Here is a 14,389-nt window from a genome sequence, read left to right as displayed (position 1 = left end):
ACGAGGTGGCGACGCTGCGGGCGTGATCGCTTACGCTCACCGCGCTGTCGATCAGACGATGGAGGTGCGCGGTGGCGGGTGTGGGTGTCGGCGACGTGGTGCGGGATTTCGAGCTGCCGGACGAGACGGGCACGCCGCGGCGGCTGTCGGAGTTCCTGGCGGCCGGGCCGGTGGTGCTGTTCTTCTACCCGGCGGCGATGACCCGGGGGTGCACGGCGGAGAGCTGCCACTTCCGCGACCTCGCCGCGGAGTTCACGGCGCTGGGCGCGACGCGGGTGGGCATCAGCCGCGACCCGGTGGCGAAGCAGGCCGAGTTCTCGAAGCTGCACGGCTTCGACTACCCGCTGCTGTCGGACGCCGACGGGGCGGTGGCGCAGCAGTTCGGCGTCAAGCGGCGGGTGCCGTTGGGGCCGTTGAGCATGAAGCGCATGACGTTCGTCATCGGCACCGACCAGCGGGTCATCGAGGTGATCCACAGCGAGGTCAGCATGAACGAGCACGCGGATCGGGCGCTGCGGGCGCTGGGCGGCTGAGGGCGTGAGCCCCGTGCGGCGGGTGTCGCAGTCGGCTGATATCAAGACAGCAATCAAACAGGTGTACGGAAGAGGGTTGTGATGGATGCCGGCCAGGGTTTGTCCACTAGCGAGGTGCAGAGCATCCGGGAGTCGTTGGCGGCCGGCCGTAAACCGCGGGTGGTGTTCACCGCGTCGGCGGGACAGATCGCCGGTCAGGTCGGTCAGGTGATCGAGCTGACCGACCCGGAGGTGTCCGACGAGTTCGTGGTGGTGCGCTTCGGTCGCGACGAGTTGCCGTTCTCCCCCGCCGACCTGGCCGTGGCGCCCAAGGGTGCCACTCGTCGGGTGGTGGAGCCGAAGCCGGAGCCCGAGCCCGAGCCGCCGGCGGTGGCCGCGCCGGAGTTCGTGTTGGACACGCCGCGGGTGCCCGCGCAGCGACAGGAGGAGCCGAAGGTGGAGCAGACGGAGAAGCCGCCGGCGCGGCGGGCGGTCAAGGCCGTCAAGCCGAAGAGCCCCGCGGGTCTCACCGTGACCTTGGCGTACGCCGACGGGGAGTGGACCGTCGCCGCGCAGCAGGGCAGCAAGGCCCTCGCGAAGCCGTACGTGGTGAAGCCGGCGGAGGCGTTGAAGATGGTGGCCCTGGTCGACGTGCCGGGGGTGCAGGAGGCCGTGGAGCAGATCCTCGGCACCGAGCGGGCCGAGGCGGAGCAGCAGGCCGAGAAGCTGCGCGCCGAGCTGGCCGAGATCGAGGCCCGGCTGGCGGAGCTGCGCGAGGCCCGCTGACGCGGCGTCGGTGCGGGGGTTCCCGCGGGCGGGTCAGTCCCGCCCGCGGTGGTGTTCCAGCACTCGGGTGAGCAGTCGCGTCAGCTGCTCGCGTTCGGTGGTGGACAGCGGTGCGAGCAGGTCGACCTGGACGCGCGCGAGGGTCGCGTTCAGCCGGCGGGCCTCGTCGGCGCCGGCGTCGGTGGCGCTGATGACGTTGCGGCGGCGATCGGCCGGGTCGGGGGCACGCACCACGAGTCCTCGGCCGGCCAGGTCGTTGATGGCGGCCACCACGTCGCTGCGGTCGATGCCGCAGCGACGGCCGAGGTCGGCCTGGCTCGCGGGCCCGTCCTCGGCGAGGGTGGCGAGCAGCCGGTAGTGGTAGCCGCGCAGGTCGTGTGCGGCGAAGCCCTCGCTGAGGAGGCGGGTGGCGTGAGCGGCGGTCTGGTTGAGCAGCCAGCTCGGGGTGGTGTTGAGCCCGGCGGGTGACTGCGGGGCCGCGTTGTCCATGCGGCGCAGCCTATCAGGAATCGTTGGCGCGACCCACGATCGGATGTTAAGTTGGCGCAACCAACGTTGGTTCGGCCAACGTATTGAAGGAGGCGTCATGTCTACCGTCCCCACCCTCAACGGCCAGGTCATCGGCCAGGCCCACTACGCCACCCGGGCCCTGCTCGAACGGACCATCGGCCCACTCGGCGTCACGTTCCACCAGGTGATCGTGCTGAACCTCCTCGCCCAGGGCCCGGTCGAACGCGCCGATCTCACGCACCGGGTCAGCAGCACCCTCGCGATCGACGATCCGGCCCTGCGCCAGGTGCTCGACCACCTCGTCGACACCGGCCTCGCGCAGGTCGACGCCCCGGCCGGCGGCGACGAGCCGCGGCTGGCGCTCACCGACACCGGTCGCGCCACGCAGCGCGCCGTCGCCGCCGCCGTGGCCGACCTCAGCGCCCGGCTGTACGCGGCAATCCCCACCGACGAGGCCAGCACGGCAGCGCGGGTGCTCACCATCGTCACCCGACACGCGAACGCCGAGCTGGCGGCGACCCCGGCCTGACCGGACGCCGCCACCGGGCGGCCGGTGTCCGGGGCACGGATCCTGGAGCCGGCCGCCCGGACCACCTACCGCGCCGGGCGCTGCGACACGGCGGCCCGTTGCCGCACCGCTGTCGTGCACCCGGTCGACCAGTCGTCGGCGAAGTCGGAAAGCGGCACGACGACCATTGCCGCACCGCTGTCGTGCATCCGGTGGCCACGCGTCGGCGAAGCCGGGAACGGTGTCGCGTACCGGCAGCCCCGCGACGCCTCCGGGTGCCGGAGCGCCGCCCGCCAGCGGCTGCGCGGGACGTTCGGCGCGATCCCGAGCAGCCACGGCCGCGGACCGGTCAGAAGTAGTCGAGCAACTGCGCGGGCCCGCCGCAGCCCAGCAGGTCGAGTGCGCCCGGGTCGACACCCGGACTGTGGTGCAGCAGCCCGGCGTGCGCGACCGAGCGGGCCGGCGCGGCACCGGCGTAGAGCAGGGCGAAACCGCGCACGTCCAACCGCAGGTCGGCCTCGCCGTCGACCCGGGTCAGCTCGGCGTCGCCGTCGGCGACGGCCAGTCTCCAGGTGCCGGTGTTCCACTCGGCGAGCGGATCGGTGAGGGCGAAGTCGACGACGCCCCGGGTGTGGGTGGGCCACCCCCGCGCGCTCACCGCTCGGGCGACGTCGACCGGTCGGTGCATCCACAGGTCCCGCTCGTGGTCGCGGGCCGACTCCAACGGCAGGACGGCGCTGACCGCGTCGCCGTCGAGAGGGCACAGCCGCAGCGTCGGCGCGACGCTGGCCCAACTGCCGAGCACCCCGACGATCTCCCGGGCGGCCTCGGGCGTGACAGCGAGGGCCTCGTCGACGGTGAGCACCGAATCCGCCCCGTAGCCCCGGCCCCGCTGCCAGGTGGCGTACCCGACCAGCTCGCCGTCGGCCTCGACGAGGGTCACCCCGTCGCCGGGCAGAGCGCGGTCGGCGGCGTCGAACAGCTCACCCCGACGGGTCAGCATGCCGTTGCGGTGCCGGGTGACCCGCTCGTACAGGGCGTCGACCGCCGGCAGGTCGGCGGGCGTGCCGGCCCGGACGGTGAGGTGCGCGGCGGGCCGGTGCCGGGGCAACGCGGCGGTGGCCAGGTCGACGGTACGCAACACCCCGGCGGCCTCCCACCCGCAGGCCCGGTAGGGCGCGGCGACGGTCGGATAGAGCGCGCTGATCGCCGCCTGACGGTCACGGGCGCCGCGCAGCAGCGCGCTGAGCAGGGCTCGCGCCACCCCACGACCACGGGCCTCGGGGGCCACGGCGACCCCGGCCACGTCCGCGGCCGGCACCGCCCGCCCGGACCACCACTGGTCGTGGTGCAGGTCGACGGCCTTGCCGACGAGCCGACCGGAGTCGTCGAACGCGCCGTACCGAGTCAGGCCGGGCACCGGCACGGGCGCGGGCGCCGGGCGCTGCGGGTCGGAGCCGAACGCGAAGCGGCCCAGCTCCCAGGCGGCGTCGAGGTCGTCGGCGGTGAGTTCGCGTACGTGCACAGTGGCGAGCATCGGCACACCGTAACGAGCCCACCCCCCACCAACCGCTGATTTTCCGACGCCCTCGCACCGCCCCGCCCCCGCTGGTGCGCGATCTTGCGGTTTCTGTCGCGGCCTATCCGACATTTGACGCGGATCGACGACCGGAAGTGCAAGATCGACGCGGTTCCCCCGCTCCTCGCGGTCGAGCGCGGTTCCCCCGCTCCTCGCGGTCAGTGTTGCGGGATGTTGGCTACGCCGATGCGCTTGCGGAACACCCAGTACGTCCACCCCTGGTAGGCCAGCACCACCGGAGTGAAGATCACCGCCACCCAGGTCATGATCTTCAGGGTGTACGGGGTGGACGCGGCGTTGGTGGCCGTCAGCGTGCCGGCCGCGTCCAGGGTGGACGGCAGCACGTTCGGGAAGAGCGCCGCGAACAGGGTCGCCACCGCCAGGCCGATCGCCACGGCCGTGCCGGTGAACGCCCAGCCCTCCCGGCGTACCCGGGCGGCGGCCAGACCGCCGAGCAGGGCGAGGGCCGCGCCGACGGCGAGCACGACGGCGGCCGCGCTGGAGCGGATGCTCAACGTCCAGGTGAGGAACCCGACCGCGAGCACGGCGGCGCCCACGCCCAGGCGCACGGCGAGCGCGCCCGCCCGCTCGCGGATGTCGCCGGTGGTCTTCAGGGCGAGGAACACCGCGCCGTGGGTGAGGAAGAGCCCGAGGGTGCTCGCGCCGCCCAGCAGGGCGTACGGGTGGAGCAGGTCGAGCAGGCCGCCGACGTACTCGTGGTCGGCGTCCAGTGGCACGCCGCGCAGGATGTTGGCGAACACGACGCCCCACAGGAACGCCGGCAGCAGCGAGCCGACCACGATCGCGGTGTCCCAGCGGCGCTTCCAGGACGCCTCGGGGCGCTTGTGCCGATACTCGAAGGCGACGCCCCGGGCGATCAGGGCCAGCAGAATCAGCAGCAGCGGCAGGTAGAAGCCGGAGAACAGGGTGGCGTACCACTCGGGGAACGCGGCGAACATGGCGCCACCGGCGGTGATCAGCCACACCTCGTTGCCGTCCCAGACCGGACCGATGGTGTTGATCAGGACGCGGCGTTCCCGGTCGTCGCGGCCGAGCACGGGCAGCAGCATGCCGACGCCGAAGTCGAAGCCCTCCAGGATGAAGTACCCGGTGAACAGCACGGCGACGAGGAGAAACCAGATGGTGGTCAGTTCCACGATGGGCTCCGGGATCAGTAGGCGAAGGCGAGCGGGCGCTCGGCGTCGTCGGTGTCGTCGGTGGGGGGTTGCTCGCTGACGTCGGGCACGCCGGCCTTGGCGTAGCGCAGCAGCAACTTCACCTCGATCACGGCGAGGGTGGCGTAGATCAGCGTGAACGCGGTGAACGAGGTGAGCACCTCGGCCAGCGAGACGCTGCGCGACACCCCGTTGCGGGTGAGCATCTCGCCGAAGACGATCCACGGCTGGCGGCCCATCTCGGTGAAGATCCAGCCGAAGGAGTTGGCCAGCAAGGGCAGCACCGGCATGGCCAGGCCCGCGCGCAGCAGCCACTTACTGCTCGGGGTACGGCCCTTGCGCTGGCTCCAGAGCACCAGCAAAGCGATCGCGCCGGCCGCCATCCCGAAGGCGATCATGAAGCGGAAGCTCCAGTAGGTGACCGGGATGATCGGGGTGTAGCTGCCCGCGCCGTACTGGGTGGCGTACTGGGCCTGCAGGTCGTTGATGCCGTGCACGGTGCCGTTCGGGTCGCCGGTGCCCAGGTACGACAACAGGTACGGGATCTTGAGGGCGAACACCTCGCGGCTGCCGTCCAGGCTGCCGATGGTGAGCACGGAGAACGAGGCGGGGCTCTCGGTGGTGTAGAGGCCCTCGGCGGCGGCCATCTTCATCGGCTGCACCTCGGTCATGATCTTGCCCTGGATGTCGCCGGTGAACAGCACGGCGGCGGAGGCGGCCAGGACCACCCAGGAGCCGAACCTGGTGGCGAAGCGGTACGCGCCGGTGTCGGCGGAGTCGCGGTTGCGGATGACGTGCCACAGGCCGACCGCGACGATGAGCGATCCGGCGACCAGGAACGAGCCGGCCAGGGTGTGCGGGAAGGTGATCAGGGCGACCTTGTTGGTCAGCACGGCCGGGAAGTCGGTCAGCTCGGCGCGTCCGCTGTCGGGGTTGATCCGGTAGCCCACCGGGTTCTGCATGAACGAGTTCGCGGCGAGGATGAAGTACGCGGACAGGTTGGTGCCGATCGCCGCGGCCCAGATGCTGGCCAGGTGCGCCCGCTTGGGCAGTCGGTCCCAGCCGAAGATCCACAGGCCGATGAAGGTGGATTCGAGGAAGAACGCGACGAGCGCCTCGATGGCCAGTGGTGCCCCGAAGATGTCGCCGACGAAGCGGGAGTAGTCGCTCCAGTTCATGCCGAACTGGAACTCCTGCACGATGCCGGTGACCACACCCATGGCGAAGTTGATCAGGAAAAGCTTGCCGTAGAACTTGGTGAGCTTGAGGTAGCGCTCGTTGCCGGTGCGGTGCCACATCGTCTGGAGGATGGCCACCAGTACGGAGAGGCCGATGGTCAGCGGCACGAAAAGGAAGTGGTAGACGGTGGTGACACCGAACTGCCAGCGGGCAACGTCCAACGCGTCCACCTGAAGACCTCCAGCCATCCGTACTACGCGACGTAGTAAATACTACTGCTCGTCGTAGATGGTTGGGCGGCCCGTACCCCGCCGGGACCAATGACCCTGATCACCCGACCCGCCCTCGCGGCCCCGGCGCAGCGTGCGACGATGGCGCGCTGATGGACACCGCACACACCACCTGGCAGCCGCCGCTGATCTGGCGCGCAGCCCTGCTGCTGGCCCGGGGCCTGGTCGGCCTGCTCGCCCGCCTCGAGGTCACCGGCGACGTTCCGGCGCACCTGCGTCGCGGCCCGCTGGTGCTGACCGCCAACCACATCAGCCCGTTCGACCCGGTGGTCATGGCCGCCGCCTGCCAGGCCCGTGGCGTCGCCCCCCGGATCATGGCGACCGCCGGACTGTTCCGCGTCCCGGTGTTCGGTGCCGCCATGCGCCACGCCGGACACATCCGGGTCGACCGCGGCACCAGCGCCGTGCACCGGGCCCTCGACGACGCCGCCACGGCCGTCGCACGCGGCTCGGTGATCCTCATCTACCCCGAGGGCCGCATCGGCCTGGACCCCGGCCTGTGGCCCGAACGCGGCAAGACCGGCGCCGCCCGCCTCGCCCTGGCCTGTGGCGCCCCGGTCGTCCCGGTCGCCCAGTGGGGCGCGCACGAGGTACTTCCCTACCAGGCGCCCCGCGGAATGCTGCGCGGCATCGCCCGCTCGCTGTGGCGCCGCCCGGTGATCCGGGTGCACTTCGGCACCCCCGTCGACCTGGGCGAGATGGCGGCGGCCAACCCCGGTGCGGCCCGCCGCGCCACCGACCGGATCATCGACGCGCTCACCGACACCCTCGCCCCGCTGCGCCCCGACGAACCCGACCGGCCTCGCCACGTCGACCCCGGACGCCCCACCGACCTCAGTCGCGCCCACCGCCGCCACTCGGCCTGAGCGCCGCGGGCCCGCACCCCGCACCACCGGCGGTGCACGCGCGCCCGAATCGAGCAACTGCGCGGGCCCGCCGGGGGCCGGGGAATCGAGCGCGGTGGCGGCTCGTGCAGGGGCATCGCTGGCTGCGCGAGCCGGTCCGGCGCACCCTACCCCATTCCCCACCACCGTGTCCTTTGCTCTGCACCCGCCGACGCACCAGCTACAGACGGTGACTGTCGCCTCCGCGGGTGCAGAGCAAAGGGTGAAGAACTGATGTCTGGGGGGCGTGCGTCGGTCCGAGGGCGGGAGCCTGCGGTCGACCGGCGCGCCGGGGACGAGCGCGACGAACAAACTGCCCCAGCGGGGGCCAGGGCGACACCCGGCCCTCGGCCCCGCTCGGCGCTGCCGCTCAAAGGACCTGCCCGAACCCGCCGACTCCATGGGCCTGATCTTCGCCGGCAGGCCACCCGTGCTCCACCGACGGCAGGCATACTGCGTCGCGTGTTGACCCGATTCGGCTACCTCGACGCGCCCGCGCCGCTGGCGTTCGCCCACCGTGGCGGCGCCGCCGAGGGCGACGAGAACACCACCGAGGCGTTCGCCCGGGCCATCGGGCTGGGCTACCGGTACGTGGAGACCGACGTGCACGCCACCGCCGACGGCGTGGCGGTGATCTTCCACGATCCGACGTTGCGCCGGGTCACCGGCGAGGCGGGGCGCATCGCCGAGATGAGCTGGGCCGACCTCGCCTCCGTACGCGTCGGCGGCGCCGCCGTCGTACCCCGGCTCGACGAGGTGTTGGGGGCGTGGCCGCAGGTTCGCTTCAACATCGACGTGAAGGCCGACGGCGGCGTCGCGCCGACGGTCGCGACGGTGACCCGGGCCGGCGCCGGCGACCGGGTGCTGCTCGCCTCGTTCAGCGACGCCCGGCTGACCCGGCTGCGGGCGCTCACCGAGGGACGCGTCGCCACCAGCCTCGGCATGCGCGGCGTCGCCCGGCTGCGGCTGGCCTCCCTGCACGGGCGTCCGCTGCGGCTGCCGCCGTCGGTGGTCGCCGCGCAGGTGCCGCCGCGCTACGGGCGGGTGCCGGTGGTGGACCGCCGGTTCCTCGACTACTGCCACCGCATCGGCCTGCAGGTGCACGTCTGGACGATCGACGAACCCGCCCAGATGCACGACTTACTGGATCGTGGCGTGGATGGCATCATGACCGATCACGTCGGCGTGCTGCGCGACGTCTACCGCAGCCGCGGCCACTGGGCCGCCTGAACCATTCCAAGGACCCCCGATGGCCGAGACCGTGACCCCCACGGTGGACGACACCCCGCCTCCCGCGAGCACCCGCCGGGAGCGCCGGGGCTGGTACATCTACGACTGGGCCAACTCCGCGTTCCAGACCACCGTCATCACCGTGTTCCTCGGCCCGTTCCTGACCACCGTCGCGGAGGTGGCCGCCGGGTGCGAGCTGGGTGCGGATTCGTGCGACGGCTTCGTGTACCCGCTCGGCATCAAGGTCGCCGCCGGGTCCTACTACCCGTACCTGATCTCGCTGTCGGTGTTCCTCACCGTGTTCGTGCTGCCGGTCATCGGGGCGATCGCGGACCGGTCGGCGCACAAGAAGCGGCTGCTCGGCGGTGCCGCGTTCACCGGCGCCGGCGCCACCATCGCGATGGCGTTGGTCACCGGCGACCGATACCTGCTCGGCGGGGCGCTGTTCCTGGTCGCCAACATCTCGTTCGGCGCCGCGATCGTGGTCTACAACTCGTTCCTGCCGCAGCTCGGCGGCCCCGATGAACGCGACGGCATCTCCAGCCGCGGCTGGGCGCTGGGCTACCTCGGCGGCGGTCTGCTGCTGGCGCTCAACCTGGTCGCGATCACCCTGCTCGACGACGGTGACAACCCGCAACGCACCCTGGACCTGGCCCGCTGGTCGATCGTGTCCGCCGGTGTCTGGTGGGCACTGTTCACGCTGGTCCCGCTGCGGTGGCTGCGTGAGCGCCCGCCGGCCGCGGCACTGGCCGGTGGGGGCAACATACTCACCGACGGGTTCCGTCAGCTCGGCCGCACCGTGCGCGAGATCAAGGCGTACCCGCTGACGCTGTACTTCCTGCTGGCCTTCCTGGTCTACAACGACGGCATCCAGACCGTCATCACGCTGGCCAGCCAGTACGGCACCGAGGAACTGCGCCTGGAGCAGAGCACCCTGATCATCACCATCCTGCTGGTGCAGTTCCTCGCCTTCGGCGGAGCGTTGAGCCTGGGCGCGCTGGCCCGGCGCGTCGGCGCGTGGAAGACCGTGCTGCTCAGCCTGGTCCTCTGGACCGGTGTGATCATCGCCGCGTTCCGGCTGCCCGCCGAGGCGCCGGTGCCGTTCATGGTCCTCGGCGCGGCCATCGGCCTGGTCCTGGGCGGCAGCCAGGCGCTGAGCCGGTCGCTGTTCAGCCAGCTCATCCCCACCGGGAAGGAAGGCGAGTACTACGGCTTCTACGAGATCAGCGACAAGGGCACCAGCTGGCTCGGCCCGCTCGCCTTCGGCCTGGTGTTCCAGCTCACCTCCTCCTACCGGGTGGGCCTGGTCTCACTGCTGATCTTCTTCGTGGTCGGTTTCCTGCTCCTCGCCGCCGTGCCGATGCGCCGCGCCATCATCGCCGCCGGCAACACGCCACCGCGGGTGCTCTGAGCACGCATCCCGCACCCGACAGATCAGGAGTGGCCGATCGGCTAGGCTGCCCGACCGTGACTGACGACGCCACCGCCGCCCCGACCTGCCTCGCCCACCCGTTCTCCGGCCAGCCGCACGCTCCGGCCGGGTGCGCGGCGGCGCGTGGGCTCGACGGGCGGCCGGTGCACGCGGCGGCGTTGAAGTTCTTCTGGGGGCCGATGGACTGCGGCAAGTCCACGATGGCGTTGCAGATGAACTACAACCACGCCCGGCAGGGCCGGCGCGGCCTGGTCACCACCCGCATCGACCGGTCGTTGGGACCGCAGGTCACCACCCGCATCGGCCTGGCCCACGAGGCCATCGAGGTCACCGACGACCTGGACCTGCGGGCCCTGGTGCGGGGCCGGTGGGCCGACGGGGTACGCGTCGACTACCTGATCTGCGACGAGGCGTGCTTCTACACCGTCGAGCACGTCGAGCAGATGGCCGAACTGGTCGACAGCTACGACGTCGACGTGTTCGCGTTCGGCCTGGCCACCGACTTCCGGTCGCGGATGTTCCCCGCCGCGCAACGCCTGTTCGAACTGGCCGACGAGGTGGCCCGCATTCAGGTCGAGGTGCTCTGCTGGTGCGGCCGCGAAGGGTTGCTCAACGCGCGCGTCGTCGACGGGCGGGTCGTCCGTGAGGGCGCCCAGGTCGTCATCGGCGACACCGTCGACACCGCCGAGGTGCGCTACCAGGTGCTCTGCCGCCGCCACTACCGCAGCGGAGACCTCGGCCCCCGCGACTGAGGACCCCACCGCCGCTGTGGCGGAAACCGGTGCGCCGGACGGTCAGGACCGCTGCCCGGGCGCGGTGGCCCGCACCCGCAACCGGTCGGTCAGGATCACGGCGACCGTCACCGCCAACGCCACCGCGGCGCACACCGCGACGGGTGCCCCCAGCACCACACCTGTCGGCATCAGCGCCAGCAGGACCACCACCGCAGCGACCCGGCTGATCGGCAGGATCCGCCACAGCAGCGCCTTGTAGGCGGCGTGCCCGGCCAGGAACAGCGCCGGACCACCCAGGGTGAGCAGCACGTCGACGGTGGTGGCCGGCGCGCCGGGCTCCCGCAGCAACCGCTCGTCGGCCGCCGACGCGACGACGACACCGGCGACGATCACCGGGTGCAGGAAGTTGAACGCGACCCGGCTCAACGCGCCGGTGCGCTCCCCGGCCTGGGCGATGACCTGCGTGGCCGCCGGGGCCGAGCGGGCGAAGTACACCCACCACAGCGCCACCGAGCCACCGAACGCCAGCAGGAACGCCCCGAACGTCACCAGGTTCACCTGCGAGGTGAGGGTGCTGCCGGTGACCAGGATCGACTCCCCCAACGCGATCAGGACGAACGCCGCGCACCGCTCGGCCAGGTGCCCGCCCTCCACCATCCACCGCTCGGGTCGGCTGCGTCCCCGTCGCGGCAGCGGATAGCCGATCGACAGACCGACCACCTCGATCACGATCACCGCCGCCCACACCGCGTCCCGGGCGGCGCCGCCGACCAGCCCACCGACGACCACGAGCACCGACGTCCCGGTGATCCACGGCAGCGACTGCTGAAACCCGGCTACCAGCCAGGGACTGCCCTGCACCGCCCACAACGCGAACAGGGTGCGGCCCACCTGCACGATGACGTAGACCAGCGCGAAGAGCAGGCCGGTCGAGCCGAACGCTTCCGGGATCGTCGCCGACAGCAGCAGGCTGCCCAGCCCCACCCCGATGAGCATCGTCCGCACCGGCCCCTGGTCCGGTTGCAGCCAGTTCGTCAGCCAGGTGGTGTAGACCCAGACGAGCCACACCAGCGCCAGCAACAGACCGGTACGCCCCGCGCCCCGCCAGTCCAGGTGCGCGAGCAGGTAGTGCGACAGCTGGGTGATGGTGAAGATGAAGACGAGGTCGAAGAAGAGCTCCGTCGAGGTGGTCGGCTGCACCCCCTCGCGCGGTCGCAGCAACTGTGGGCGTACCGGGGCGGCGACCGTGGGCCTAGAAGGGGTCACCGCACACCCGCCAGCTCCCGTCCTCACGGACCACCGGCAGGCGACGTTCTTCGCTCATCCCACCGTCGCGGGTCACCTTCACGGTCACCGTGCCGTATGGTCGTCCGCTGCGGGTCGCGACCGACACATCGGTGATCTCGTAGTCGGTGACCATCGGTGGTGTCCGCACCCAACTGGTGAAGCCGATCGCGCTCCAACGGCTGCGCGCGTCCTCGCAGAGCCTCTCGTACGCCCGGTCGCTGTCGCCGAGGGCCACCTCGCTGAGGAAACCGTCGGCGGTCTCCCGGATCGGGCCGGCGGCCTGCCGGACGGTCTGCAGGTTCCAGGCGCCCAGCCCGGCCACCCCCACGCAGCACAGCGCCACGCCGAACCCGGCGAACGCCAACCCGGTGCGCATCGGGCGGTGACGCCGGGCCGGTCGGCTCCACGACTGGCCAGCACCCACGACTACCGACCGTAGAGAAGACGGTCACGCCGACGGGCGACAAGCCGGAAACTGGGTGCGCCCGATGGGCGGGTGTGCCCTGTCCGCGGCGGCCCCGCATCGTTTACCGTCGGCGCACACCCCCGAGCAGTGCCAGGAGCCCATCGATGAGCCGCTTCGTGCAGCCGGTACCACCCCCCGTCGACCCGTACGCCGGGGATGCTCTGCTGCGGTCCTGGCTGGAGCGTCACCTCGGCCCGGGCGGGCACGCCGCCGCGAAGGGCCGTCTCGCGGACCTGGCCGCCGACGTCACCGGCCCGCTGCGCGCGGCGCACGCCGACGCGGAGGCGCACCCGCCGACGCTGGTGCGCTACGACCCGTGGGGTGCCCGGATCGACCGCATCGACACCTCCGCGGGTTGGCAGGCGCAACGCGCCGCCGCCGCCCGACACGCCGTGGTGGCGCTGCCCTACCTGCCGGACGCGCGGGGCACCTGGGGTGCCGCCGCGCGGGTCGTGCAACACGCCCTGCTGCACCTGTACGGGCCGGAGTCGGCGACGTTCTCCTGCCCGGTGGCGATGGCCGACGGGGCGGCGGCGCTGCTCAGCATGCCCGACGTCGACACCACGGTCCGCGACGCGTGGCTGCCCCGGCTGATCTCGACGAACCCGGCCACGGCGATCACCAGCGGGCAGTGGATGACCGAGTCGCAGGGCGGTTCCGATCTGGGCCGCTCCAGCACCCTCGGCCGACCCGCGGCGGACGGTTCGTGGCGGCTGACCGGGGAGAAGTGGTTCTGCTCCGCCGCCGACGCGGCGATGGCGGTGGCGTTGGCCCGGCCCGAGGGCGCCGGGCGGGGCAGCCGGGTGCTCGCCCCGTTCCTCGTTCCCCGGTACGCGGTCGACTCACCGCTGGCCGACGGCGCGGCGCCCGGCGCTCCCGCACCGGGTGTCACAGTGCACCGGCTCAAGGACAAGCTGGGCACCCGGGCGCTACCCACCGCCGAGATCGGCCTGCGGGACGCGTACGCCCTCCCGCTGGGTGACCCGGCGGTTCCCGGTCTGGTCCGGGCGATGACCCTGGTCGTGGTGACCCGGGTGCACAACGCCGCCGCGGCGGCGGGCGGGATGCGACGGGGTCTAGCCTACGCCCGCGCGTACGCCGAGGCGCGGCACGTCGCCGGCGGCCCGCTGGTGTCCTCGCCCCTGCACCGGGCCACCCTGGGGACCCTCGCGGTCGACGCGGCGGGTGCGTTCGCTCTCGCCGGGCACGCCTTCGCCCTGCTCGGGCGGGTCGAGGTCGGCGCCGACCCGGAGGCCGCGGCCGAGCTGCGCATCGTGGCACCGTTGGCGAAGCTCGCCACCGGTCGGCTCGCCGTCAGCTCCGCCAGCGAGTACGTGGAGAGCTTCGGCGGGGCCGGCTACGTGGAGGACACCGGCGTACCCCGCCTGCTGCGCGACGCCCAGGTCCTGCCGATCTGGGAGGGCACCACCAACGTGCTGGCCCTGGACGTGCTGCGCGCGTTGGCCCGGGAGGACGCCGGGGCGCCGCTGCTGAGCCGACTGACCGCCGCCGTCGACCTCGCGCGGTCGCTGTCGCCGGTGCTGGCCGACACCCTGGCCGCCGCCGCGGCGCAGGTGGCGGAGACCATCGCCGCGGTAACCGTCGAACCGGGTGCGCCGGCGGTGATCGCGGGCGCCCGCGGTCTGGCGTTACGCCTGGCGTACGCGCTGACCACGGCGTTGCTCGTCGAGCACGCCGCGTGGGGCGACGAGCAGGCGGAGTTGGCCGCCCGGTTGTGGGCGCGCCGCTGGCTGCGGCACGAGGAGATCGCCGAGGACGCCCACCATCACCTCGACCTGCTCTGCTGACCGGCCGGC

Annotated in this window: 14 protein-coding genes; 8 read left to right on the top strand and 6 right to left on the bottom strand. The window is 72.4% G+C overall.

The window, feature by feature from the left end:
• The first annotated feature begins 71 nt into the window (after nucleotides 1-71).
• Nucleotides 72-533 carry a peroxiredoxin gene (locus tag AB0877_RS05815; RefSeq protein WP_308193727.1) on the top strand — a complete coding sequence of 154 codons (462 nt, stop codon included), beginning with the start codon at nucleotides 72-74 and terminating at the stop codon, nucleotides 531-533.
• A gap of 81 nt (nucleotides 534-614) precedes the next feature.
• A complete protein-coding gene (locus tag AB0877_RS05810) occupies nucleotides 615-1,298 on the top strand; it encodes a hypothetical protein (protein ID WP_366607007.1) in 684 nt (227 codons plus the stop codon).
• 33 nt (nucleotides 1,299-1,331) lie between these two features.
• Here the strand turns inward: AB0877_RS05810 and AB0877_RS05805 are convergent, their stop codons facing one another.
• Entirely contained in the window at nucleotides 1,332-1,787 is a 456-nt protein-coding gene (locus tag AB0877_RS05805; RefSeq protein WP_366607005.1) for a MarR family winged helix-turn-helix transcriptional regulator, read from the bottom strand.
• Between the two features lie 97 nt (nucleotides 1,788-1,884).
• Between AB0877_RS05805 and AB0877_RS05800 the strand changes: the two genes are divergently transcribed.
• Complete coding sequence (locus AB0877_RS05800) at nucleotides 1,885-2,337, top strand: MarR family winged helix-turn-helix transcriptional regulator (RefSeq protein WP_366607003.1); 453 nt, start codon at nucleotides 1,885-1,887, stop codon at nucleotides 2,335-2,337.
• 328 nt (nucleotides 2,338-2,665) lie between these two features.
• On the opposite strand, the gene AB0877_RS05795 is transcribed toward AB0877_RS05800, so the two are convergent.
• The 3 genes from AB0877_RS05795 to AB0877_RS05785 all read right to left on the bottom strand — a co-directional run bounded on the left by AB0877_RS05795 (nucleotide 2,666) and on the right by AB0877_RS05785 (nucleotide 6,479).
• Nucleotides 2,666-3,853 carry a GNAT family N-acetyltransferase gene (locus AB0877_RS05795; RefSeq protein WP_366607001.1) on the bottom strand — a complete coding sequence of 396 codons (1,188 nt, stop codon included), beginning with the start codon at nucleotides 3,851-3,853 and terminating at the stop codon, nucleotides 2,666-2,668.
• Nucleotides 3,854-4,053: 200 nt separating this feature from the next.
• Nucleotides 4,054-5,052: a cytochrome d ubiquinol oxidase subunit II gene (gene cydB, locus AB0877_RS05790; protein ID WP_366606999.1), complete on the bottom strand. Its 999-nt coding sequence runs from the start codon at nucleotides 5,050-5,052 to the stop codon at nucleotides 4,054-4,056.
• Nucleotides 5,053-5,066: 14 nt separating this feature from the next.
• Complete coding sequence (locus AB0877_RS05785) at nucleotides 5,067-6,479, bottom strand: cytochrome ubiquinol oxidase subunit I (RefSeq protein ID WP_366607122.1); 1,413 nt, start codon at nucleotides 6,477-6,479, stop codon at nucleotides 5,067-5,069.
• 152 nt (nucleotides 6,480-6,631) lie between these two features.
• On the opposite strand from AB0877_RS05785, the gene AB0877_RS05780 reads away from it, so the two are divergent.
• The 4 genes from AB0877_RS05780 (at nucleotide 6,632) to AB0877_RS05765 (ending at nucleotide 10,837) form a co-directional block, all read left to right on the top strand.
• Nucleotides 6,632-7,405, top strand: coding sequence for a lysophospholipid acyltransferase family protein (locus tag AB0877_RS05780; protein WP_366606997.1), 774 nt, complete (start codon nucleotides 6,632-6,634; stop codon nucleotides 7,403-7,405).
• Nucleotides 7,406-7,885: 480 nt separating this feature from the next.
• Nucleotides 7,886-8,653 carry a glycerophosphodiester phosphodiesterase gene (locus AB0877_RS05775; RefSeq protein WP_366606995.1) on the top strand — a complete coding sequence of 256 codons (768 nt, stop codon included), beginning with the start codon at nucleotides 7,886-7,888 and terminating at the stop codon, nucleotides 8,651-8,653.
• Nucleotides 8,654-8,672: 19 nt separating this feature from the next.
• Nucleotides 8,673-10,064 carry an MFS transporter gene (locus tag AB0877_RS05770; RefSeq protein ID WP_366606994.1) on the top strand — a complete coding sequence of 464 codons (1,392 nt, stop codon included), beginning with the start codon at nucleotides 8,673-8,675 and terminating at the stop codon, nucleotides 10,062-10,064.
• 56 nt (nucleotides 10,065-10,120) lie between these two features.
• Entirely contained in the window at nucleotides 10,121-10,837 is a 717-nt protein-coding gene (locus tag AB0877_RS05765; protein ID WP_366606992.1) for a thymidine kinase, read from the top strand.
• Nucleotides 10,838-10,879: 42 nt separating this feature from the next.
• Here AB0877_RS05765 and AB0877_RS05760 read toward each other — a convergent pair whose 3' ends face one another.
• Complete coding sequence (locus tag AB0877_RS05760) at nucleotides 10,880-12,085, bottom strand: low temperature requirement protein A (RefSeq protein WP_366606990.1); 1,206 nt, start codon at nucleotides 12,083-12,085, stop codon at nucleotides 10,880-10,882.
• Nucleotides 12,072-12,482 (bottom strand): hypothetical protein, encoded by a 411-nt coding sequence (locus AB0877_RS05755; RefSeq protein ID WP_366607120.1) that lies wholly within the window; start codon nucleotides 12,480-12,482, stop codon nucleotides 12,072-12,074. The genes AB0877_RS05760 and AB0877_RS05755 overlap by 14 nt, the downstream gene beginning before the upstream one ends.
• A gap of 194 nt (nucleotides 12,483-12,676) precedes the next feature.
• Here AB0877_RS05755 and AB0877_RS05750 point away from each other — a divergent pair, with 194 nt between their 5' ends.
• Entirely contained in the window at nucleotides 12,677-14,380 is a 1,704-nt protein-coding gene (locus tag AB0877_RS05750; RefSeq protein ID WP_366606988.1) for an acyl-CoA dehydrogenase family protein, read from the top strand.
• Nucleotides 14,381-14,389: the final 9 nt, after the last annotated feature.

The organism is Micromonospora sp. NPDC047644, from assembly GCF_040704315.1.
GTDB lineage: Bacteria > Actinomycetota > Actinomycetes > Mycobacteriales > Micromonosporaceae > Micromonospora.
This window is presented reverse-complemented; position numbering and strand designations above follow the sequence as displayed.

Coding starts and splice junctions, on each gene's coding strand:
- AB0877_RS05810 (WP_366607007.1), top strand. CDS start 615: ATGGATGCCGGCCAGGGTTTGTCCACTAGCGAGGTGCAGAGCATCCGG.
- AB0877_RS05800 (WP_366607003.1), top strand. CDS start 1,885: ATGTCTACCGTCCCCACCCTCAACGGCCAGGTCATCGGCCAGGCCCAC.
- AB0877_RS05795 (WP_366607001.1), bottom strand. CDS start 3,853: ATGCTCGCCACTGTGCACGTACGCGAACTCACCGCCGACGACCTCGAC.
- AB0877_RS05780 (WP_366606997.1), top strand. CDS start 6,632: ATGGACACCGCACACACCACCTGGCAGCCGCCGCTGATCTGGCGCGCA.
- AB0877_RS05750 (WP_366606988.1), top strand. CDS start 12,677: ATGAGCCGCTTCGTGCAGCCGGTACCACCCCCCGTCGACCCGTACGCC.
- AB0877_RS05755 (WP_366607120.1), bottom strand. CDS start 12,482: ATGCGCACCGGGTTGGCGTTCGCCGGGTTCGGCGTGGCGCTGTGCTGC.
- AB0877_RS05805 (WP_366607005.1), bottom strand. CDS start 1,787: ATGGACAACGCGGCCCCGCAGTCACCCGCCGGGCTCAACACCACCCCG.
- AB0877_RS05770 (WP_366606994.1), top strand. CDS start 8,673: ATGGCCGAGACCGTGACCCCCACGGTGGACGACACCCCGCCTCCCGCG.